Consider the following 22,230-nt stretch of genomic DNA (forward strand, 5'->3'; position numbering starts at 1 on the left):
GAAAAATTGAGTCATCGCTCACACATTCCTGGACGCCGCCAGAACCTCAGGCAAGCCAGCGTTTGCGCCGCTTGTAGCTTTTGACATTGCGGAAACTCTTTTGCGAGCCGTCGGAGACTCCGAGGTAGAATTCCTTCACATCCTCGTTCTCGCGCAAACTGTCGGCCGGGCCGTCCATCACGACCCGGCCGGTTTCGAGGATATAGCCGTAGGTCGCGTATTTCAGCGCCATGTTGGTGTTCTGTTCGGCCAGCAGGAAGCTGACACCCTGCGTGGTATTCAGCTTCTGCACGATCTCGAAAATTTCCTCCACGACCTGAGGCGCGAGGCCCATGGAGGGCTCGTCGAGCAGGATCATCTTAGGCCGGCTCATCATGGCTCGTCCGATGGCGCACATCTGCTGTTCGCCGCCCGAAGTGTAGCCGGACATGGAATGTCGTCGCTGACGGAGGCGCGGAAAGTAATCGTAGATGCCCTCGAGATCCGCCTTGATCGCCGCGTTTCCGTCACGGCGCGTAAAGGCGCCGGTCAAGAGGTTTTCCTCGATGGTCAGATGCCCGAAACAATGCCGTCCTTCCAGCACCTGAATGCAGCCGCGGCGCACGACCTGGTTGGGCGACAGCTTGTCGATGCGCTGCCCTTCGAAGACCACCGATCCTTTGGTGACTTCGCCCCGCTCGGCGTGCAAGAGGTTCGAGATGGCTTTCAGCGTGGTGGTCTTGCCCGCGCCGTTGGCGCCCAGGAGCGCCACGATGCCGCCCTGGGGAACGCTCAACGACACGCCTTTGAGCACGAGGATCACGTGGTCGTAGATCACCTCGATGTTATTGACGACGAGAACGGCCTCCGGTGAGGCGGCACTCGCTGGTGTGGGCATCGTCTGGGACATCTCGGCTCCACATGTGTCGAAGGTGAAGGCCGCGCGGCGAAGATTCCGCCGCGCGACCTTTGTCCGGTTACGAAGCCTTGTCGCAGGCCTCGCTGCGCTTGGGCCATCCGGCGTTCTTTTCCGCGTAATCCTTCGCGGCGCTGTCGAGCAGCGGCTGCACCTTGTCGGTCATCGGGGGGATCGGTTCGGAGATCTTCACGAACTTCTTGCCGTCCCATTGCTGCATGAAGGTCGACAAATGGCCGTTGTGGTCGGCGCAGGTGAGTTTGATGGGCTGGGCGAACCCTTCCATGCCCATCTCCTTCAGGCGAGCGGCATCGAGATTCATGCTCTCGAGACCGCGTCGCACATCCTCCCCGGTGACGACCTTTTTGCCCGTCACCTTCTGGGCATTGCGAATGCCCTCGGCGATCAGCATCGAGTTATAGACGCCGCGATTGTAGAGAACCTCGCCCACCTTCTCGGGGTTGGCCTGGCTTAGCTTCTTGTCGACGACGTGTTTCTTGATGTCGGCCAGGGCCGCGTAATTGCCGTCTGCCGAGTGCCAGTTGAGGCTCTTGAAGCCCTTCGCCGGTTCGCCTGTCGCGCGCAGATCGTCGTCGCCGGGCCACCACACGGAATAGAACTTGTCCATCGGATAGCCGGTCCGCGCCGCTTCCTTGACGGCCGCCCCATTCATCGCGCCCCAGCCCCACAGCACCATATAATCGGGCTTGTCGCGGCGGACGTTCAGCCATTGCGAGGATTGGTTCTGCATGTCCTGCGCGGCGATGGGATAGAACTTAACCTCGAAGCCGTAATCCTTCGCAAGCTGCTCGAGCAGCGGAATTGGCTCGCGGCCGTATCCGGCATCGAGGAAGATGTAGCCGATCTTCTTGCCTTTCAGCTTGTCGAGACCACCCTCCTGCTTGCCGATATAGCTGATGACCTGAGACAGGCCGTCCCAATAGGTGGCAGGCGGATTGAACACCCACGGAAACGTTTGTCCGTCGGCCGAGGCCGAAAGCCCGTACGCCATGGACAGAATCGGGATCTTGTCGACGGCCGCGCGTGGAATGAGCGGGAGCGTGATGCCGGTGGACCACGGGTTCATCACGACCGGGTTCTTGGACTTCACAGCCTCGTAGCACTCGATGCCCTTCTTGGTGTCGTAGCCGGTCTCGCATTCTTCGAGAACGAGCTTGACGCCGCCAATGCCACCATCGCGCTCATTGAGCATGGTGAGGTAGTCGCGCATTCCGTCCGCGATGTGGATGCCGGACCCGGCGAAGGCACCGGTGCGATAGGTGAGCAGGGGAACGTAGATCGAATCCTGGGCGAAGGCCGGGGCCGATAGCATCGGCGCGCAGGCGATCGCCCCGAGGGCAAACGACTTCATCTTCGACATGGCAGTCTCCTCCGTAATGTTTCCGGCTTCTCCGCGCCGGTTGTTGTCTTCATCCTCCGCCGCTCAATAAGGGAACGGCCAGACACGAAGCTTCTGTTTTCCGATCTGCCAGAGCCGCGCCAATCCGTGCGGTTCGACGATCAGGAAGAAAATGATGAGGGCGCCGACGATCATGAAGCGCAGATGCTCAACCGTCGCTGCCGTGATGGTGATTCCAAAGGGGCTGAGCATCGCGGGCATGACGATGCCCAGCACGATCGGCAGGATGAAGATGAGCGCGGCACCCATGAAGGAGCCGATGATACTGCCCAGCCCGCCGATGATCACCATGAACAGAATGAAGAACGATTGGTTGATGTTGAAGACGTCATATTCGGCGCCGCCATACCACAGGAAAACCATAAGGGCGCCGGCAACGCCGCAATAGTAAGACGAGACGGCGAAGGCCAAAAGCTTGGTTCTCAGAAGGCGGATTCCAATGAGCTCAGCGGCGATGTCCATGTCGCGAACCGCCATCCAGGCCCGGCCAAGGCGGCCGTGGACGAGGTTCGAGGCCACCCAGGTGAGGCCGATCACCAGGGTCAGGACCACCAGATAGCGCGTCTCAGGGGTTGCCGTGGCGCCCACCACCGGAATGCCGAATAGGGTGCGCAAGGGCGCCTCTATGGCGCCGGACACGTTGTAGTTCACGAGCCACGGGACCCGGATGAAGCACCATTGCAGAAAGAACTGGGCGGCGAGGGTCGCGACCGCGAGGTAAAAACCTTTGATGCGCAGGGAAGGCAAACCGAACAGCACTCCGATCGCGGCCGAGAACAGGCCGGACGCCAGAATGCAGATGATGATGTTCAGGCCGGGAAATGCGGTTGTGAGCTTGTAGCATGCATAGGCGCCGACGCCCATGAATGCGCCGGTGCCGAGGGAGAGCAGGCCGGTATAACCGGTCAGCAGGTTGAGACCGATGGCGGCGAGGGAAAAGACGAGGAACGGGATCATCACCGCCTGAAGCAGGAAGCCGTTGCCGGTCAGCACGAGCGCATAAGCGCAGACGATGATGGCCGCGAGACCGATACGGTCCTCCTTCAGCGGGAAGACCGCCATGTCGGCCGCGTAACTCGTCTTGAACTGGCCGGCCTCGCGGTAAAACATGATCTCTCCGTCAAACCCGTTCGATGATGCGGTCGCCGAACAAGCCTTGCGGCCTGTAGAGCAGGAAGAGCAGCGCGATGATGTAGGCGAGCCACGTCTCGATGCCGCCGCCCACGAGACCGCCCCAATAGAACTCGCCGAGCTTCTCGCTGACGCCGATGATCAGCCCCCCGACGATGGCGCCGGGGATGGACGTGAATCCGCCGAGGATGAGCACCGGCAGCGCCTTCAGGGCAACGATCTGAAGCGCGAACGACACATCCGACCGGGCGCCCCACATGATGCCGGCCACAAGTGCCACGATCCCGGCCGCGAACCACACGATCACCCAGATCTGGCCGAGCGAAATGCCCACCGACAGGGCCGCCTTGTGGCTATCGGCGACCGCCCGCAACGCGCGCCCGATCCGGGTCTTCGAGAAGAACACTCCCAGGATGGCGATCATCAGGGAGGCGATCACCGCGGCGGCGATATCGATATGCTGAAACCGCACAAGGCCGCCCATCAGGTCGAGATCGGTCGATCCCTGCGGCAGGTAGAGCTCCTGAGCGATCATCTGCTTGGGGTTTCCACCGAAGATCAGCTCGCCGAAGCCGATGAGAAAATACGTCAGGCCGAAAGTCGCCATGAAAAGGATGATGTCAGGCTGGTTGACCAGGGGACGCAGCACGACGCGTTCGACGGTGACGGCGAGAATGAACATGACTCCAATGGTCAGAATGAGCGCCAATATGGCGGGGACACCCATTTCGTGCAGCCCGACTAGCGTCAGCGCGGCGAAAACCACCATGATGCCTTGCGCGAAGTTGAAGACGCCCGACGCTTTGAAGATGAGCACGAAACCCAGCGCGATCAGAGCATAGAGCACACCGGCGACGAGGCCTTCCCACAGGGTCTGGATGAGCAGGTCGGGCGCGGAGCCCATCATCACGAAGGGGTCGATCAGGACGTTGTAGAGCATGCCCATCATCGCCCCCTAATGCGCCACGCCGAGATAGGCGGCGACGACTTTCTCATCGCGTTTCACCTCCTGCGGTGTTCCGTCCGCAATCTTGCGGCCATATTCGAGGACGACGACACGATCAGACAGATCCATGACCACTCCCATGTCGTGCTCGATCAGCGCGATGGTGGTGCCAAAATGCTGATTCACGTCGAGGATGAAGCGGCTCATATCCTCCTTTTCCTCGAGGTTCATGCCTGCCATCGGCTCGTCGAGGAGGAGGAGATCGGGTTCCATGGCCAGCGCGCGTCCGAGTTCGACTCGTTTTTGAAGGCCGTAAGGCAGCTTGCCGACGGGCGTGCGCCGGATGTGCTGGATTTCGAGGAAGTCGATAATGTCCTCGACGACGCGGCGGTGTTCGGTCTCCTCCTTCAGAGCCGGGCCGTAGCGGAGCATCTGCCAGAAGAAGCCTTTGTGCATCTTCAGGCTGCGGCCGGTCATGATGTTGTCGAGGGTCGACATGCCCTTGAACAGGGCGACGTTCTGAAAGGTTCGCGCAATGCCACCGCGAGCCGCGGCGGAGGGGCGCATGCGGCGACGCTTCTCCCCCTTGAACGTGATGCTGCCATTGGTCGGGTGATAGAACCCGTTGATGCAGTTCAGCATCGATGTCTTGCCGGCGCCGTTCGGGCCGATGATGGCGCGGATTTCGCCTTTCCGAATATCGAACGAGACATCCGCCAGCGCCTTCACGCCGCCGAAGGCGAGCGAGACGTTGTCGACCGCGAGCAGGATTTCTGCCTGGGGCAGGACCGGGGGATCAATCGGTTTCACGCGGCTTTCTCCAGCGTGGGCGCCGTGATGGGGTAGGTGTCCATGTCGCGGATGTGGACCCGGGCAGAGATTGTCCCTTTGCGCCCGTCTTCGAACGTCATCTCCGTTGAAACATCGATGTCACGCGTGCCGTCGTAAAGCGCTGCGATGAGGGGAGCGTAGCGCTCCGCGATGAAGCCGCGACGAACCTTCTGCGTCCGGGTCAATTCGCCGTCATCCGCGTCGAGTTCCTTGTGGAGGATCAGGAAGCGGCGGATCTGTGCGCCGCCCATTCCGGGCTCGGCGCTAAGCGAACGGTTCACCTCGTCCACGTGTCGCGCGATGAGATCGTAGACCAGCGGATGGCCCGCAAGCTCCTGGTAAGACGCATAGGTGATGTTGTTCCTCTCGGCCCAGTTGCCGACCGCCACCAGATCGATATTGATGAAGCAGGTCACGGCGTCCCGCCGATCGCCGAAAGCCACTGCTTCCTTGATGTCGGCGTAGAATTTTAGCTTGTTCTCGACGTATTTCGGCGGGAATAACGAGCCGTCTGTCAGCCGTCCGACATCCTTGGCGCGATCGATGATCTTGAGATGACCGCCGGGCTCGAAGAAACCCGCATCGCCCGAGCGCACGAAACCGTCGCTGGTCTTGGTCTCGGCGGTCTTTTCATCGTCCTTGTAGTAGCCCAGGAAGACGCCGGGAGACCGATACAGAACCTCGCCATTCTCATCGATCTTGATTTCGATCTGCGGCGCCGGACGCCCAACGGTGTCGGCGCGGATCTCTCCATCGGGATGCATCGTCACGTAGACGGCGGCTTCCGTCTGCCCGTAGAGCTGCTTGAGGTTGACACCGATCGAACGGTAGAAACGGAACAGCTCCGGCCCGATGGCCTCGCCGGCCGTATAGCCGACCTTGATCTTGGTAAAGCCGAAGCGGTTGCGCAGAGGTGCGTAGACCAGCACATTGCCGAGTCCGTAGAGAAAGCGGTCAAGGGTGCCGACGCTCCGGTCGCCGTTCAGGATTCTTTCGCCCACCCGGTTCGCGAGATCCAGAAAATATCGGAACATCCTCCGTTTGATCGCGCTCGCATCTTCCATCCGCACCATTGTAAGCGTGAGAAGGTTCTCGAAGACGCGCGGTGGCGCGAACACGTAGGTGCTCCCGATCTCGCGCCTGTCTTCCACGACGGTTTCGGGGCTCTCCGGGCAATTCACGCAGAAGCCCGCGAGTATTCCTTGCGCATAAGAGAAGATGTGGTCGCCGACCCAGGCGATGGGCAGATAGGCGAGGATTTCGTCCTCATCGCTGAGTTTGTCGAACCGGCACCCGATTTCAGCTGCTTTGACCACGTTGTCATGCGTGAGCATTACGCCTTTCGGACGCCCGGTTGTGCCGGATGTGTAGAGAATGATGGCGAGGTCCGCGCCCTTCCCATTCTGCAATTCGCGGTCGAGCATCGCGCGGGTCTCTTGCTGCGCGCAGAGTTCAAGACCCTGCCCGATCAGACGATCCAGCGCGTGAAGGCGCGTGTGGTCGTAGTCGCGCAATCCCCTGTCCTTGTCATAGAGGATGTGCACGAGAGACGGCACCTGCTCGATGATCGACAGCAACTTGTCGACCTGCTCCTGGTCCTGCACCACCGCGTGAGTCACCTCGGCATGGGCGAGGACGTAGGCGATCTCCTCGGCGACCGAATCCGAATAGACCGGGACCGGAACCGCACCGAGCCATTGGGCGGCCGCCATGGACCAATAAAGGCGGGGACGGTTGGAGCCCAGGATCGCGAGCTTGTCGCCCCGTTTCAGGCCGAGAGCGTGCAAGCCTGCTGCGAAGGCGCGGATGTTCTCGTGGACGTCGTGCCAGGTCCAGCTCTGCCAGATGCCGAAATCTTTGTGCCGGAAGGCGATGCGCGCGGGACGAACTTGCGCGTTCAGCGCAATGAGCTTCGGGAAAGTGTCTTCGCGGGCGGCAACCGCCATCAGGCTTTCCTCCATGGTCGCTCTGTCGCCGAGCGGGGCTCGGGGAGCGGATGGCCCTTAGGGCTCTTGCAAAAAACTTAACCTTCCTCGTTTCTTTCAGTAAAGTGCGAAAAGATCGAAGATTTCATTCGAGGCTTTCGAATGCACCCAAACCTGATCGACCATCTAACAGCTTTTATCGCCGTGGCCGAAACTTCAAGCTTCTCCGAGGCCGCGCGACGCTTGGGCAGGGCGGTCTCAACGATCAGCTACTCGGTCACGCGTCTGGAGGAATCCTGTGGGCTCCAGTTGCTGACGCGAGGCGTGTCGCGGCCGAGCCTGACGCCCAATGGCCGGGCGCTGTTTCGGGAAGCGCAGGCAGCGGTCGAGGGTGCCCGTCGGTTTGCTGCCCATTCCAAGGCGCTCGAACGGGGTGAAGAGAACCGGATCCGGCTGGCCATGGACGTGCTGTTTCCGGTGACACCCCTCGTGACCGCCCTCAACGCTTTCGGCGCCGAGCACCCGCATGTGCAAGTGCAGATATTTGCCAGTTCGCTCAACCGGCTCTGGAACGATCTGAAATCGGGGACGCTGGATCTCTGCCTCGCACCCATCCGCGACGTTCCGCCGGATGTCGAAAGGCAGGCGCTCGTCGCCATCGAGCTTATTCTCGTGGCGGTCCCTCATCACCCGCTCGCCCGGCTGAAGGAGCCCTTCACCCTTGTCGAATTATCGCGGCACCGGCAGCTGTACTATGTCGGCTCCCCGAGCGTCGACACCGAGCGGATGAGCCGCGTGTTCGGCACGGATGTGTGGACCGTGAGCGACCTCCTGATCCTGCGGCAACTCATCCTCTCGGGGGTGGGCTGGAGCTTCGGCACCGAGGCGTTCTTCGCCGAGGACCTCGCCTGTGGCCGCGTCGTGCGGCTCGATTGCAGCGATCTTCGCATCGACGCGCGCTGGACCTTTGGCGCCATGTGGCATATCGACCAGCCGCCGGGACCCCTCGGCCAGAAACTTCTCGAGATGGTCAGGCGCGCGACGGGACCGGCGCCCGACGGAACCGGCGCATTCCCGGCGGGTTGACCGGGCTCAGCATTCCGCCGTCAGCCATGATATGGCCACGGTTGAGGATAAACCCCGCTTCCTTCCTCAATTTCCTATCGGAGCCGTCTCTTGTTTCTCGCCTCCCGTTTTCAGGCCGTATCCGTTTTTCTTGCTCTCACCGTCGCCCCCGTCCATGCCGCGAACCACCGTGTCGAAAAGGCGCTCGACAAGCTGGAACCGGTGACCCGGATCATGGAGGTCTGCGGCATCAAGGCCGGCGAGGAGCTTCGTCGCGATCGCGCCTACAAGTCGGTCAACCGAGTCGTGATGGACGCCATGGAGACCCCCGAAATCGATGACAACCTCGTGACCGGAAACGGCGGGGCTTTCCGGCATAACGGACATTGGTACCAACTCCAGTTCGAATGCACGCTGTCCGAGGATCAGCGCAGCGCTGTCTCCGTCAACTTCGTGGTCGGGAGCGAGATTCCCGAGGAGAACTGGGAAGAATACGGCTTGTGGAAGTAGGCTTCGGGGAATAGGGCGGCCGCCCACCGCTACGGCACTTGGCTTTTTTCTGTTCAGGCGCTGCCTCTGCGGCAGTCCTGATTTCCCTTGTGTTCGGCCGAACTGTACCTCTAGGCTGCACGATAGCCCCTCGTCGGGCTGCCGGGAGAAGTGCCAAACGGTGACGTCCAGATCCATATTCGACGAGATGACCGGGCAGGGCGGAAGTACGCGGGAAGCGTACCGGGTGCTGGAAGACTGGCTGAATGCCGCGCCGCCGCAACTTCTGGAACATCGCCGCGACGAGGCAGAGCTCCTTTTCCGAAAAGTCGGCATCACGTTCGCGGTCTATGGGAATGCCGAAGCGGAGGAGCGCCTGATCCCCTTCGACATCATCCCGCGCATCATGTCGGGACGGGAATGGGCCCACCTGTCGCGCGGCCTTGAACAGAGGGCTCGCGCGCTCAACCTTTTCCTGAAGGACATCTATGGTGCGCGCGAGATCATTCGCGCCGGGATCGTGCCGGCTGAGCTGATCTTCCAGAACCCGCATTACCGCCCCCAGATGAATGGGCTCAACGTCAGCGGCGGCATCTACGTGCAGGTTGCCGGAATCGATGTGGTCAGGGTCGACGACAAGGATTTCTACGTTCTCGAAGACAACCTGCGCACCCCATCCGGGGTGTCCTACATGCTGGAAAACCGCGAGGTCATGCTTCGCCTCTTTCCGGACCTCATGGCGATGCAGCGCATCCGCCCGATCGAGAATTACGTAGACGAGTTGCTCGGTACGCTGAAATCGGTAGCGCCCGAACGGAGCCCCTCCGACCCGGTGGTCGTGCTGTTGACGCCGGGCTCCTATAACAGTGCCTATTACGAGCACAGCTTTCTGGCCGATCGCATGGGCGTCGAGCTGGTCGAAGGGCGCGACCTCGTCGTGCGCGACGAGGTCGTCTATATGCGCACCACCGAAGGGCCGAAACGCGTCGACGTCATCTACAGCCGGCTCGACGACGATTTCCTGGACCCGCTGGTATTCCGCGCCGATTCCGCGCTCGGCGTACCCGGACTCATCGCCGCTTATCGCGCCGGCAATGTCACCATCGCGAACGCGCCCGGCACCGGGGTCGCCGACGACAAGGCGATCTACAGCTACGTTCCCGAGATCGTGCGATTCTACATGGGCGAAGAGCCGATCCTCAAGAACGTTCCTACGTGGCGCTGTCGAGAGCGCGAGGCGATGTCCTATGTCGTGGACAACCTGCAGGAGCTCGTCGTCAAGCAGGTCAATGGATCGGGGGGCTACGGCATGCTGGTGGGGCCGCATTCGACCGCCGAGATGTGCGAGCATTTCCGTCATCTGATACGCGCCAACCCCGAGAACTATGTGGCGCAACCGACCCTCGCCTTGTCGACCTCCCCGGTTTTTACTGAGAGCGGCCTTGCCCCCCGCCACGTTGACCTGCGCCCCTTCGTGCTGACCGGACGCGACGGCGTCAGGATGGTGCCCGGTGGCTTGACCCGCGTCGCGTTGAAGGAGGGATCGCTGGTGGTGAATTCGAGCCAGGGTGGCGGCACCAAGGATACGTGGGTGTTGAGCGAATGAGCGGAAGCCAACAGGGAGACGCGACGTGCTGAGCCGGGATGCGGATAGTCTCTATTGGCTGTCGCGCTACGTCGAGCGCGCCGAGAATCTCGCGCGCGTGCTGGATGTCGCCTACCGCATGGCGTCGATGCCGCTCTCGTACAATGGAATCGACAGCAACGAATGGGAATCTGCGCTTGTAACCGCGGGCGCCGCCGACGAATTTCGAGAGATCTACGACGAGGTGACCCCCGAAAACGTCATCGAGTTTCTGGCGTTCTCGGAGGCTAATCCGTCCAGCATCCAATGCTGCTTCGACACCGCCCGCCACAATGCACGCTCGGTGCGCGGAGCGCTCACGTCGGAAATGTGGGAGGCGATCAATTCCGCTTGGCTCGATCTCAGGCGGTTGAGCGTTCGCAAGATCCGCGTTCAGGATCTGCCCCGCTTTCTCAACCTGGTCAAGGAAACATCGCTTCGCTATGACGGCTCGGCCATGCGTACGATGTTGCGCAACGACGCTTACTGGTTCTCTCGTCTGGGCGTCTATGTCGAGCGGGCCGACAACACGGCGCGCGTGCTCGACGTGAAATATCACGTGCTCCTGCCGCAGGATGCGGAAGTGGGGGGCGGGATCGACTATTATCAATGGGCGGCGATCCTGCGCTCGGTCTCGGCGCTCGTCAGCTATCAGTGGGTCTATCATCAGAACCTGAGGCCCTGGCTGGTGGCGGACCTGCTGATCCTGCGACCCGAGATGCCACGCTCGCTGGCGGCCTGCTACGCCGCGCTGTCGAGCCACCTCGATGATATCGCTCACCGTTACGGCACGAGCGGCGCGTCGCAGAAGCTCGCCCGGTCCGCCCATGCGCGGTTGACGAACCGGACGATCGACGACATCTTTCAGGACGGGCTGCACGAGTTCCTGCAGGACTTCCTCGCAGAGAACAACAGGCTCGGACAATCCATCACCAACCAGTATCTGTGTTGAACGATGCGCATCCGGATCGCCCACGACACCACCTACACCTATAGCGAGCCCGTCAACGCGGCGATGCAGCTCCTGCGGCTCACGCCCCGCGGCCATGACGGACAACGCGTCATCACCTGGGGCATCGAGACCGATTGCCATGCGCGGCTGATCCGGCGGGAGGATTGGTACGGCAACATCATGCACAGCCTCTATGCTGCCGGGCCGCTGGACCATGTCGGGCTGAAAGTGGTGGGTGAGGTGGAGACGACGGACATGGACGGTATCGTCCGCGGTGGGCCGGAACGCTTCCCCGAGATTTTCTACCTGCGAGGCAGCGCCCTGACGGAACTCGACCCGGCGATCCGTGAATTCGCCGAGGCTGCCATCGGCCATATCTCATCCCCCCTGGAGAAGGCCCACACCCTGATGGGGGCCATCCGCGATCGGTTGCGGTTCGACGCCGATGCAACCACATCCACCACGTCGGCCGGCGAAGCTTTTGCGGCCGGACACGGCGTTTGTCAGGATTTCACGCATATTTTCGTTGCGGCCGCGCGCCATGCCGGGATGCCTGCGCGTTACGTGTCGGGCTATCTGCACAAGGTGGAGGAGCCCCACCAGAGTGCCGGGCACGCGTGGGCTGAGATTTTTGTGCCGGACCTGGGCTGGGTCAGCTTTGATGCGACCAATGGTGTTTGCGCGACCGAACATTACGTGCGCCTTGCGACCGGCCTCGATTATCTTGATGCGGCACCCGTACGCGGCAGCTATTACGGCGTCTCGCGCGAAGACCTCCATGTGTCGCTGACGATCGAAGGCGCGGCGCAGTCGCAATCCCAGTGAGCATATTGCCTGATGGGCAGCGCGTGCAAAGAACTCCCGGAGCGGCACCCATGACCTATTGCGTCGGAATTCTCGTGAGCGAAGGTCTCGTGATGATCGCCGACACGCGCACCAATGCGGGCGTCGACAACATCGCGGTCTTCCGCAAGCTGCATGTGTTCGAAACTGCAGGCGAGCGGGTCATCACGGTTGCGACAGCCGGCAATCTTTCGATCAGTCAATCAGTCCTGGCGGTCTTGTCCGAAGGGATCGAGGATCCGCAGACAGGCGAGCGCGAGACCCTCCTGAACGTCCCTAGCATGGTCCGGGCCGCTCGCCTCGTTGGACGAGCGATCCGGCAGGTCTACGCGGCCGACGGGGCCGACATGGAGCGGCGAAACATATCGTTCGACGTGACGCTCCTCCTCGGCGGGCAGATCGGGAACGGCACCATGCGGCTGTACCAGCTCTACTCCGAGGGCAATGCCATCGAGGCGACCGAGGACACGCCGTTCCTGCAGATCGGCGAGCCCAAATATGGCAAGCCAATCCTGGATCGTGCCGTTTCGCACGACATCGACCTCGTCGAGGCGCTAAAGCTTGGGCTCATCTCGATGGATTCGACCCTGAAATCCAATCTGGGTGTCGGATTGCCGATCGACATCGTGGTGGCGAAGCGCGACACCCTGCGTGCCGACATCCGCTATCGCATTGAAGAGGACGAGCCCTATTTCCGAGATCTTCGCGACCGCTGGTCTTCCGCGCTCCGCGCCGCGCATCAGGCCATTCCGCGTCCACCATACGCGGATGAGGGCTTCTGAACGCCGGGTCGCCATTCGTGCGGGGGAGGTCACTCCATGAGCAACGAAAGCCCGCACGGTTTCAATATCTTCTGCCGCTGCGACGAGCCGGATATCCGATGTGCGGTCCCCGAAGAGCGACCTGTACCGACCTTCCTCAAGGGCCCGATCTGGCAGTTCAGCGGCAAGACCGACGCTGTGGCGCTGGGCACCGTCGTCTTGGGTGAGCGCGTGATCGCGGATGCGGTTCGTGCGCAGGGCTATTACATCTTCCAGCGCATCGGCTTTCCCGTTTAGTTGATTGCTCGCTGCGCTCTGGTCGCTTGAGCCTGCGTGTCGATGCTGACCACCACCGACATCCCCGATGCAACCCTTTAGGTCAGGTTCTGGTCCTCGGCGATGGCGATTCGGACAGGCAACCGCTGGGTTACTTTGTGAAATTTGCCGTCGCATTGTCGGCGGGTGAGAATCGCTCGATATGCCCGTGCAATTCCTTATCGGGCAGGACGTCCACGACAAAGGTCGCCGGTTGGCCGACCTTCATGCTGGCAAGGTGGGTTTCCTTGAAACCACCATCCAGAAACGCTTCGGCACGACGGTGAGAAATCGCAACCTCAGCCTGAGGCTTGCCACGAAGCTAAGCGGTGAAATCGCCAGGCGCGCGGTCGGGCGAAAATCGTCCGACCGCCATTAGAATAGAGTGATTAGGCGAGCAGGGCTCGCTTGTCGGTTCGTCCGACGCGGGCGAGGAGATATTCGATCTCCTGCATGGCCCGTGGGGTGATGGCCAGGCTCGGCGCGCGCTGTGCGTCGGAGGCTAGGATCCCACGCCGCTTCATGACGTATTTGCGAACCGCCAATCCGACGCCTTGCTGCTGCTCATAGCGGATCAGCGGCAGATGGGCGTCGTAGAGATCATGGGCAGCGTCGCGCTGACCCGCCTTGGACAGGCGCACCACGTCGGCCAGCATGTCCGGGAAGGCGTAGCCGGTCATGGCGCCGTCGGCCCCCCGTTCCATTTCGAAATCGAGGAAAAGCGCCCCGTTGCCGATCAGGATCGAGAGGGGTCGCATCGTCCCCTCGCTTTGGAAACGCCGAAGGGTCGATATCTTCTCAAGTCCCGGCCAATCCTCGTGCTTGAGCATCACGCAAGACGGATTTTCCTCCACGATGCGGCGAATGACGCCGGGAGTCATGACGACGCTGAGGGTCAGAGGATAATCTTGCAGGACCCATGGAACGTCGGGCCCGATCGCCTCGATCGCCTGTCGGAAGTACCCGACGATCTGGTCGTCGGTGCGCAGATGAGACGGGGGAGCGATCATGRCGCCCGCCGCCCCCTCCGACATCACGTGATGGGTCAGCGCCCGCATGGCGGCGAATCCGGGGGATGAAACTCCAACGACGATCGGCAGGGATCTTGCCCGCCGGATCATCCGAGTCGCGATGCTCAATCCCTCCTGGGCGTCGAGCTTGGGGGCTTCTCCCATAATACCCAGCACGGTGATCCCGGTGCAGCCCGCCTCAGCGTAGAAGTCGGTCATCCGATCGAGCGAGACTTCGTCGATGCGGCCGTCGTCATGAAACGGAGTCGGTGCGATGGCATAGACACCATCGGAGGCGTGGCTGAGCGGCATTCTTTCCTCACGGTTTGATTTCGTGAAGGACATGCCACGTTTGAGGCCGAAGAAAAAGCTTGATCGAGGAAGCGGCTGATTTTCCAGTCCGTCGTCTCAGCTTAGTTCCCGACCGAGTCCTGGACGCATTTCTTCGTGAAGCTTGTCTTTGCGGCTCCGAAAATTTTGCGCTCGCTGGCCTGCATGTCGCAGGCCGTGGTCATGTCCCGCTCGCATTTCGTCATGAAACTGGTCAACGCGGCGCCGGCCAGCTTCTTGCTCGTCGCTTGAACCTTGCAGGGTTCGGCGGCCCACGCGGACCCGGCCATCAAACATAGGATTAAAGCGGCACCAAAGACTTTCATCGTGATCCTCCTGCTCTCGCAAGCAGAAGATAGAGGAGCATTACCCTAGGGCAATCATCTTGTTCGCCAATATTTCGGGAGCTGAGCGAACACAGTCACGCGTGATGCCGCGGCAACCTCGGCTGGTGCCTTCACCATCGGCCAAAAGCCGTGTAGGGGCTGAGACATCATCTGGCTGCCACCGCCATTCTCCTGGAAACCTTCATCTCATGTCTCAGCTTTCGAAGCCTGCCCTGGGGTCGCCCCTCCGTCCGCTGCCCGCCCTTATTTTCAGCTCCCGCTGGCTGCAATTGCCGCTGTATCTCGGTCTCATCGTCGCGCAGGGCGTCTATGTGTTCCTGTTTCTGAAGGAGCTCTGGCACCTCGTGACGCACGCCGTGGATTTTTCCGAACAGCAGATCATGCTGCTGGTCCTAGGACTGATCGACGTGGTCATGATCTCCAACCTTCTGATGATGGTCATTATCGGCGGTTACGAGACGTTCGTGTCGCGATTGCAACTCCACGGCCACCCCGATCAACCGGAATGGCTGGGCCACGTGAATGCCAGCGTGCTGAAAATCAAGCTGGCCATGGCGATTATCGGCATCTCTTCCATTCACCTCCTGCGGACCTTCATCGAAGCGGGCAATATCGGCATCGCGGGGAAGACGAACTTTACCGAGATGGGCATCATCCTGCAGACCGTCATTCATACGGTCTTCATTTTGTCGGCGATCGGCATCGCCTATGTGGACAGGATGTCGACGGCGGTCGACAAGACGCACCACTAGGACCTCAAAAGCTGGCTCGGCGTCGCAAATGGCTCTGGACCCGCCGTAAGACCACTATGGACAGGGTGCAACCAATATGAGACCAGTTACGCGTGAGCAAAACTGGTTCTCAGAGGCGTTTTCGATCCCTATCCAGGCTTTCGGAGCCCGGATCCTCCATTAATGAGGATCTGTGCGGCCTGCACGGGCCCTTTGGATGGGTCGTCGACGGTGCGACGGGGGTTTCGGGCCGGCAAATGACACCCGGACCGAGCGATGCCGCTTGGCTTGCCGGCACCATCAGCGCCAACCTCGCGAGCCTCGCCGGGTCCGATATTCCGTTGCGATCGGTCTTGCCTTTTGTCGACACGGCCGTCAGGCAGGCCTTCGACGACCTAAACACCCGTCAAAACCGCGGCGAGCATTTTGGGCCTTCCGCCTGCCTCGGATTGGTGGCGCTTTCGGTCGAGCAGGACGGGTTGCGTTTACGCGGCGCCTTTCTCGGCGACGTCGCGGCGTTGGTCAAGACGGCCGACGGCATCATGCGATGGACTGATGAGCGCGCGAAGCCGTTCGAGGCGCGTACGCTGGCAGCGCTCGCATCCCACGCGCCCCAATCGGGCGCCCTGCCGGAAGCAGCCCGTCTCCAGATCATCGAAAACCGAGGGAAGCTCAATCGCCCGGATGGCTATTGGGCGGTTCATCCCGAAGGGCCGTGGGCTCGCGAAATCACCTTCGAGAACTCGCTCGCGCCAGGCGCCCCCATCGTTCTCGCGACGGATGGGTTCATGCGCCTGGTGGACGTCTTCGGCGCCTATACGGACGACACCCTTTACGCCGCGTTGGCGAGCGGAGAAGCCAACAGCTTGATGGGCGAATTGCGGGGTTACGAACGCGACCTCATGGCGCGGGGCCGACCGCGTGTTAAAAAGCACGATGACGCAACGGTTCTGGTGCTCGATGTGAGGGAATGACCGCGATTCCGGAAAAGCGAGCTCAACGACTCGCCCCGGTGCAACTGAGGAGACTTCAACAATGAGGGAGCTGACGATGAAACTGACAAGACGGATGATGATGGGCGTCGCCATGGGGGGCTATCTCCTGACAGCCGGCGCGGCGATGGCGAAGACCGAGCTGACGTTCTGGAGCTGGCGCCAGGAAGACAAGGCTTTCTACAACGACGTCATCAAGAAATTTCAGGAGAAAGAGCCTGAGATCTCGGTGAAATTCGAGACCTACGCACCGGAAAACTACCAAACGATCCTCTCCACGGCACTCGCAGCCGGGCGTGGTCCGGACGTCATCCAGGTGCGCGCCTACGGCAATCTCGAAACCGTTGCGACACCCGGTTACCTGCTGGCGCTGGACAAGCAGAACCTGCCCGAACTCGCGAATTTTCCCGAGGCAGCTCTCGCGGCCGAGACTCTGCGCTCGGACGGCAAGGTCTATGCCGTGCCTTTCGCCACGCAAACCATGCTGATCATCTACAATAAAAAGATCTTCGCCGATGCGGGTCTAAAGGCGCCCCAGACCTGGGACGAGCTCATGGCAGCGAGTCAGGCGCTGAAGGCAAAGAACGTCACGCCCTTTGCCAATGGAACAGCAACGGCCTGGCAGAATGAAACGATCGTCGCCGCCCTGCTGTCGTCCATGCTCGGCAAGCAGTTCGAGGAAGACATCGCATCCGGCAAGGCGAATTTCACCGACCCGCGCTATGTGAATGCTCTCTCGAAGCTAAAAGACGTCAGCCAATATTTTGCGCCGAACTTCATCGGTGTCGATTATGCGTCGTCGCAGCAGCTTTTCGCGGCCGGCCGCGCCGCGATGTTTGCYGGCGGCTCGTTCGAGGTTGCGAATTTCAAGACGCAAAATCCAGGCCTTGATCTCGGTGTCTTCGCCTCTCCTGTGGCGAAGGCCGGCGACGAGCGGTTGATCGCGCGCTACTACGATGGCGGCTACGCGGTCAACGCCAAGTCGGAAAAGAAGGACCCGGCATTGAAATTCGTGCGCTTCCTGGCGACTCCCGAATACGGCACCGCCTTCACTAACGCGCTCAAAAATCTTTCGCCCATCAAGGGCATCAAGATCGAAGACGCGTTGACACAGGAAGTCGCCAAGCTGGCCGACAACTCCATGTCTTATCTGATGCTCGTACGCTTCCGCTATCAGGAGCCGAGCGGGTCGGTCCTGCTTCAGTCCAATGTGCAAAAGATGCTTGCCGGGCAGCAGACTCCCGAACAGGCGGCTGCGGAGATCAACAAGGGCATCGCGACCTACTACAAGCCTTTCCAGAAATAAGCGTCACGAGGGCGGCGGGCACGCGCTCGCCGTCCTTTTTCAGGTTGGGATTTCTTAGGCGCAATGCCCACCCCGAAGGTGTTGTTCGCATGATCGCCAGTCCAGCCTTCCACTCGCCGCACCACGCCTTAAGGTTCAGGCCATGCCCGTCTCGCCCCATCAGGCCCGCACGCTGAAGCATCGTTCCTGGGTGGCGTTTCTCGTCCTGCCGCCCATCGTCTTCATGTCGGTGTTTGTCGTCTATCCGATCCTGTCCGCGTTCGCATATGCGTTCTACGAATGGCGCGGCCTGGCACGGGGCGAGTTCATCGGCCTTGCGAATTTCCGCGAGGTACTGTTCGGCGCAACCATGGCGCCGGTGGTCTGGAATGCTTTCTGGCACAACGTCCAGGCACTTATCGCCCTCATGATCATCCAGAACGGCGGCGGTTTTCTGCTGGCTTGGCTGCTCTATAAGGAGCCCTTCGGCTTCCGCTTCCACCGGGTGGCCGTGTTCGTTCCCGTGGTCTTGTCCACCATTATTGTGGGCTTTCTCTGGAAGCTCTTCCTCAATCCCAATTTCGGCCTCGTCAATCAGGCGCTTCTTGCCGTGGGTCTGGACTCGCTGGCGAAGCCATGGCTGGGCGACCCCTCGACCGCGCTCGGGGCGCTGATCCTCGCCAATGCATGGCACTTCATCGGCTTTCCGACGCTGGTCTACCTCGCCGGCATGCAGCGTATTCCCACCGAGATCATCGAGGCTGCTCGTCTCGACGGCACGAACGAGTGGCAGCTCCTCAAAAACATCATCTGGCCCCTCGTGGCGCCCAGCACCACGATCCTGTTCACGCTGCTCTTCATCGGCGCATTCAATTGGTTTGAAATCCCCTATGTGATGGCGGGGCTCGACGGATCGCCGTTCGGCAACACCGATGTGCTAGGCCTCGTGTTTTATCGAACCGCCTTCGGCAACCAGAGTGCCAGCATACAGAATTTCGGTCAGGGCTCCGCACTGGCGACTTTGATCTTCTTCTTCATCGTTATTTCCGCGTCGATGTTGACCTTGTGGCTACGCCGGCGGGAGATCCAGTTTTGAAAACCAAATCCGCCGCCGCACGCCCGATCTCATTCACGTTTCTGGTTCAGATCGTCCTGATCGCGAACTCTTTCATCATGCTCTACCCGGTGGTCGTGATGATCTTTTCGGCCTTCAAGGGCACGGCCGAGATCTTCGAACATCCGTTTGCGCTACCGGATTTCACGCAGATCCAGAACTTCCGTAGGGTGCTCGGCGAGACGTCAATGCCGACCTATTTCATGAACTCGATCATCGTCACGGGCTCGTCCATCGTTCTGATCCTCGTGCTCGGCACCATGGCGGGCTATGCCATCGCTCGATACGAATCGCGCACCAACACTTTCATTCTGCTGTTCTTCCTCGCCGGCCTCATGCTTCCGCTGAAACTCGCAGTGATCCCGCTCTTCATTCTGCTGCGGGACCTCGGTCTGCTGGACAGCCGATGGAGCCTCATCGTCACCTACGCGGCCATCGGGCTGCCGTCGGCCGTCTTCATCATGGCAGGCTTTCTGCGCTCCCTGCCGGCGGAGCTGGAAGATGCCGCCCGCATCGACGGGGCGTCGGAACCCAGGATCATGTGGTCGGTGATGCTGCCGCTTGCGATTCCGCCCATGGCGATCGCAGCGATTCAGAATGCGGTGCCGATCTGGAACGACTTCTTCTTTCCGCTCGTTTTCATCCAGACCGATGCCTACAAGACACTGCCGCAGGGCTTGACTACGTTCATGGGCGAATACACCACCGATTGGGGAATGCTGTTTGCCGGCCTCACGATCGCGGCAGCGCCCATCACACTTCTCTACATCGCGTTGTCACGCCAGTTCATCCAGGGCATGACCGCCGGTGCGGTGAAATAGGAGACGTCTCATGTTGATCCCCCGGGGTTCCCTCATCGTCTCCTGTCAGGCGCGTGCCGACAATCCGCTCCACGGGCCCGTCTTCATGTCGGCGATGGCCCGGGCTGCGAATGCGGGCGGGGCGGCCGGTTTCCGGGCCAACGGACCGGAGGACGTGGCGGCGATCCGGGCGATCAGCACGCACCCGATCATCGGCATCGACAAGGTGTGGGACGATCGCTTCCCTGTCCATATCACCCCGAATTTCGCGGCCGCCTCGCGGATCGCCCATGCCGGCGCCGACATCATCGGCATCGACGCAACCCGGCGTCCCAGGGATGGCGAGGACATCGACCGGCTGATTGCCCGCATTCGGCAAGAGCTGCAGCGCGAGGTTTTTGCAGACGTCTCTACCCTCGACGAGGGGCGGGCGGCCCACGCTGCCGGCGCGACCTATGTCGCCACGACCCTGTCGGGCTACACGGCCGAGACGGCGGATCGCAAGGATCTGGGCCCGGATCTTGGCCTTTTGTCCGCCCTAGTTGCGGCGATCGACGGACCGGTGGTGGCGGAAGGCCGCTTCGACACGCCCGAATTGGTGAGCGAGGCATTCAGGCGCGGTGCCCACGCCGTCGTGGTGGGAACGGCCATCACCAATCCGAGGGACATCACGAAAAAATTCGTGGAGGCGGCCGCGGCTTCGCTGGCGGCGTCCTGACCCCTCGCAATTCTTTGAGATTTCCCATAGGGGATATAACGTAAACGTGAAGGTACGCCCCGCCGTGTCGGGTGTACCCCAATGCAGATAGCCACTCCCGTGAGGTTCTGCCGTGCTGATCCGTCCTTCCGCCGACATAGCGCCCTCCGAGATCACGCCTCGGGAGGTTTATCTTAACCGCAGGCAATGGATCGGCGGTGCTGCCGGTCTGGGGCTCTCCGCCGGTTTGGCAGGCGCTGTTGAGGCCGCCCCTCTCTCCGCGATCAAGGGCCGGTTCTCGACCGACGAGAAAGTCACGAGCCGCGAGGACGCGACGAGCTACAACAATTATTACGAGTTCGGCGTCGACAAGGCGGCGCCGGCCAAATACGCCCACACCCTCAAGACGTCGCCTTGGACCGTCAAGGTCGACGGCCTTGTCGGAAAACCGGCCGAATATAGTCTCGACGAACTCATGAAGGGCTCTGCGCTCGAGGAGCGCATCTACCGCATGCGGTGCGTCGAAGGATGGTCGATGGTCATCCCGTGGATCGGATTCCCGCTCGCCGACCTCATCAAAAAAGTCGAACCGCAGGGAAGCGCCAAATTCGTGGCGTTCGAGACCGTTTCCCGGCCCCAGGAAATGCCGGGCCTCCAATCGGCCTTCCCCGTGCTGGATTGGCCCTACGTCGAAGGGCTTCGTCTTGACGAAGCGATGAACCCGCTCGCCATCCTGGCGGTCGGCCTCTACGGCGAGACGCTCCCGAACCAGAACGGCGCGCCGATCCGGCTGGTCGTCCCTTGGAAATACGGGTTCAAAGGCATCAAATCCATCAGCCGGATCAGCTTCGTCGAAAAGGAGCCACCGACCTCCTGGAACCGGCAGGCGCCGGATGAGTATGGCTTCTACGCGAACGTGAACCCAGCGGTGGACCATCCCCGCTGGACTCAGGCAACCGAGCGGCGAATCGGCGAGGGCAGCCTTTTTGTCAAACGACGGCCGACGCTCATGTTTAACGGCTATGCCGAACAGGTTGCACAACTCTATGCGGGCATGGACCTGAAGAAGTTCTACTGATGCGGATGCAGAGCCAGAAGCAGGCTGCGAAGTTCGCGCTTCCGCAGATTCCAAAGTTGGCCGTCTATATCGTCGGCCTCATCCCGGCGGTCTGGCTGTTCTACGAGGGCGTCAACGATCGGCTCGGCGCCGATCCAATGCGGTATCTCGAGCAGTCACTCGGCTTGTGGGCTTTGCGTTTTCTCATCGCCACGCTCGCGGTCACCCCGCTGCGGCAGATCCTCAACGTGAACCTCCTGCGATATCGCCGGGCCATTGGCCTGCTGGCATTCTATTACGCGGCGCTGCATCTCACGACCTATCTGGTCCTCGACCAGGGTCTCGATTTCGCGGCCATTTTCGCCGACATCGTGAAGCGCCCGTACATCACCATCGGCATGGCGACTTTCGTCATACTCATCCCGCTCGCGGTCACGTCCAACAACGCGTCGATCCGCCGGTTGGGGGGGCAGGCCTGGGCGCGGCTGCACAAACTGGTTTATCTCGCTGCCATCGGAGCGGTGTTGCATTTCCTTCTCGTGGTGAAATCCTGGCCGCCCGAACCCCTCGTCTACGCGGCGATCGTGGCGGTCCTGCTGGGATACCGCGCGCTCCGCTCCCTCGTCAAAAGAACGCAGCCCAGGCGCCGCCCGGCTTGATGGTGCGGCCG

General features: G+C 61.2%; 24 protein-coding genes. 16 read left to right on the top strand and 8 right to left on the bottom strand.

What is annotated here, in order from left to right; genetic code table 11:
- Positions 1–46 precede the first annotated feature (46 nt).
- From AC1DVM_RS13865 to AC1DVM_RS13890, 6 genes are all read right to left on the bottom strand, one after another.
- The gene (locus tag AC1DVM_RS13865) at positions 47–889 is read right to left on the bottom strand and encodes an ABC transporter ATP-binding protein (RefSeq protein ID WP_477255034.1); all 843 of its coding nucleotides are present in this window, start codon (positions 887–889) and stop codon (positions 47–49) included.
- 67 nt (positions 890–956) lie between these two features.
- Positions 957–2,276 (bottom strand): ABC transporter substrate-binding protein, encoded by a 1,320-nt coding sequence (locus tag AC1DVM_RS13870; protein ID WP_477255036.1) that lies wholly within the window; start codon positions 2,274–2,276, stop codon positions 957–959.
- A gap of 63 nt (positions 2,277–2,339) precedes the next feature.
- Entirely contained in the window at positions 2,340–3,425 is a 1,086-nt protein-coding gene (locus AC1DVM_RS13875) for a branched-chain amino acid ABC transporter permease (RefSeq protein WP_477255038.1), read from the bottom strand.
- 10 nt (positions 3,426–3,435) lie between these two features.
- Positions 3,436–4,392: a branched-chain amino acid ABC transporter permease gene (locus AC1DVM_RS13880; protein WP_477255091.1), complete on the bottom strand. Its 957-nt coding sequence runs from the start codon at positions 4,390–4,392 to the stop codon at positions 3,436–3,438.
- A gap of 9 nt (positions 4,393–4,401) precedes the next feature.
- Complete coding sequence (locus AC1DVM_RS13885) at positions 4,402–5,202, bottom strand: ABC transporter ATP-binding protein (RefSeq protein WP_477255041.1); 801 nt, start codon at positions 5,200–5,202, stop codon at positions 4,402–4,404.
- Positions 5,199–7,169 (bottom strand): AMP-dependent synthetase/ligase, encoded by a 1,971-nt coding sequence (locus AC1DVM_RS13890; protein ID WP_477255043.1) that lies wholly within the window; start codon positions 7,167–7,169, stop codon positions 5,199–5,201. Before AC1DVM_RS13890 ends, AC1DVM_RS13885 begins: the two co-directional genes overlap by 4 nt.
- Before the next feature lie 141 nt (positions 7,170–7,310).
- Here AC1DVM_RS13890 and AC1DVM_RS13895 point away from each other — a divergent pair, with 141 nt between their 5' ends.
- From AC1DVM_RS13895 to AC1DVM_RS13930, 8 genes are all read left to right on the top strand, one after another.
- On the top strand, positions 7,311–8,234 hold the full coding sequence (locus tag AC1DVM_RS13895) for a LysR family transcriptional regulator (protein ID WP_477255045.1): 924 nt from the start codon (positions 7,311–7,313) through the stop codon (positions 8,232–8,234).
- Between the two features lie 90 nt (positions 8,235–8,324).
- Complete coding sequence (locus tag AC1DVM_RS13900; protein ID WP_477255047.1) at positions 8,325–8,723, top strand: DUF930 domain-containing protein; 399 nt, start codon at positions 8,325–8,327, stop codon at positions 8,721–8,723.
- 187 nt (positions 8,724–8,910) lie between these two features.
- The gene (locus tag AC1DVM_RS13905) at positions 8,911–10,308 is read left to right on the top strand and encodes a circularly permuted type 2 ATP-grasp protein (protein WP_477255093.1); all 1,398 of its coding nucleotides are present in this window, start codon (positions 8,911–8,913) and stop codon (positions 10,306–10,308) included.
- Between the two features lie 25 nt (positions 10,309–10,333).
- Positions 10,334–11,278, top strand: coding sequence for an alpha-E domain-containing protein (locus AC1DVM_RS13910; protein ID WP_477255049.1), 945 nt, complete (start codon positions 10,334–10,336; stop codon positions 11,276–11,278).
- Positions 11,279–11,281: 3 nt separating this feature from the next.
- Entirely contained in the window at positions 11,282–12,103 is an 822-nt protein-coding gene (locus tag AC1DVM_RS13915; protein WP_477255051.1) for a transglutaminase family protein, read from the top strand.
- A gap of 50 nt (positions 12,104–12,153) precedes the next feature.
- On the top strand, positions 12,154–12,903 hold the full coding sequence (locus tag AC1DVM_RS13920; RefSeq protein WP_477255053.1) for a proteasome-type protease: 750 nt from the start codon (positions 12,154–12,156) through the stop codon (positions 12,901–12,903).
- 36 nt (positions 12,904–12,939) lie between these two features.
- Positions 12,940–13,179, top strand: coding sequence for a hypothetical protein (locus AC1DVM_RS13925; RefSeq protein WP_477255055.1), 240 nt, complete (start codon positions 12,940–12,942; stop codon positions 13,177–13,179).
- Between the two features lie 187 nt (positions 13,180–13,366).
- Complete coding sequence (locus AC1DVM_RS13930) at positions 13,367–13,576, top strand: hypothetical protein (RefSeq protein WP_477255057.1); 210 nt, start codon at positions 13,367–13,369, stop codon at positions 13,574–13,576.
- A gap of 10 nt (positions 13,577–13,586) precedes the next feature.
- Here AC1DVM_RS13930 and AC1DVM_RS13935 read toward each other — a convergent pair whose 3' ends face one another.
- Complete coding sequence (locus tag AC1DVM_RS13935) at positions 13,587–14,519, bottom strand: dihydrodipicolinate synthase family protein (RefSeq protein ID WP_477255059.1); 933 nt, start codon at positions 14,517–14,519, stop codon at positions 13,587–13,589.
- Positions 14,520–14,620: 101 nt separating this feature from the next.
- Entirely contained in the window at positions 14,621–14,863 is a 243-nt protein-coding gene (locus AC1DVM_RS13940) for a hypothetical protein (RefSeq protein WP_477255061.1), read from the bottom strand.
- A 209-nt stretch (positions 14,864–15,072) separates the two neighbouring features.
- Between AC1DVM_RS13940 and AC1DVM_RS13945 the strand changes: the two genes are divergently transcribed.
- From AC1DVM_RS13945 to msrQ, 8 genes are all read left to right on the top strand, one after another.
- Positions 15,073–15,636: a TIGR00645 family protein gene (locus AC1DVM_RS13945; RefSeq protein ID WP_477255063.1), complete on the top strand. Its 564-nt coding sequence runs from the start codon at positions 15,073–15,075 to the stop codon at positions 15,634–15,636.
- A gap of 236 nt (positions 15,637–15,872) precedes the next feature.
- A complete protein-coding gene (locus tag AC1DVM_RS13950; RefSeq protein ID WP_477255065.1) occupies positions 15,873–16,589 on the top strand; it encodes a hypothetical protein in 717 nt (238 codons plus the stop codon).
- Between the two features lie 76 nt (positions 16,590–16,665).
- Entirely contained in the window at positions 16,666–17,913 is a 1,248-nt protein-coding gene (locus AC1DVM_RS13955; protein ID WP_477255067.1) for an extracellular solute-binding protein, read from the top strand.
- A 142-nt stretch (positions 17,914–18,055) separates the two neighbouring features.
- Positions 18,056–18,988, top strand: a complete 933-nt coding sequence (locus AC1DVM_RS13960; protein ID WP_477255069.1) for a carbohydrate ABC transporter permease — start codon at positions 18,056–18,058, stop codon at positions 18,986–18,988.
- Positions 18,985–19,827, top strand: a complete 843-nt coding sequence (locus AC1DVM_RS13965; protein WP_477255071.1) for a carbohydrate ABC transporter permease — start codon at positions 18,985–18,987, stop codon at positions 19,825–19,827. The genes AC1DVM_RS13960 and AC1DVM_RS13965 overlap by 4 nt, the downstream gene beginning before the upstream one ends.
- Positions 19,828–19,837: 10 nt before the next feature.
- On the top strand, positions 19,838–20,524 hold the full coding sequence (locus AC1DVM_RS13970; protein WP_477255073.1) for an N-acetylmannosamine-6-phosphate 2-epimerase: 687 nt from the start codon (positions 19,838–19,840) through the stop codon (positions 20,522–20,524).
- A 112-nt stretch (positions 20,525–20,636) separates the two neighbouring features.
- Positions 20,637–21,581: a protein-methionine-sulfoxide reductase catalytic subunit MsrP gene (gene msrP, locus AC1DVM_RS13975; protein ID WP_477255075.1), complete on the top strand. Its 945-nt coding sequence runs from the start codon at positions 20,637–20,639 to the stop codon at positions 21,579–21,581.
- Positions 21,581–22,219: a protein-methionine-sulfoxide reductase heme-binding subunit MsrQ gene (msrQ, locus tag AC1DVM_RS13980; RefSeq protein ID WP_477255077.1), complete on the top strand. Its 639-nt coding sequence runs from the start codon at positions 21,581–21,583 to the stop codon at positions 22,217–22,219. The genes msrP and msrQ overlap by 1 nt, the downstream gene beginning before the upstream one ends.
- Positions 22,220–22,230 lie beyond the last annotated feature (11 nt).

Source organism: Microvirga sp. P4_A5, assembly GCF_056402495.1.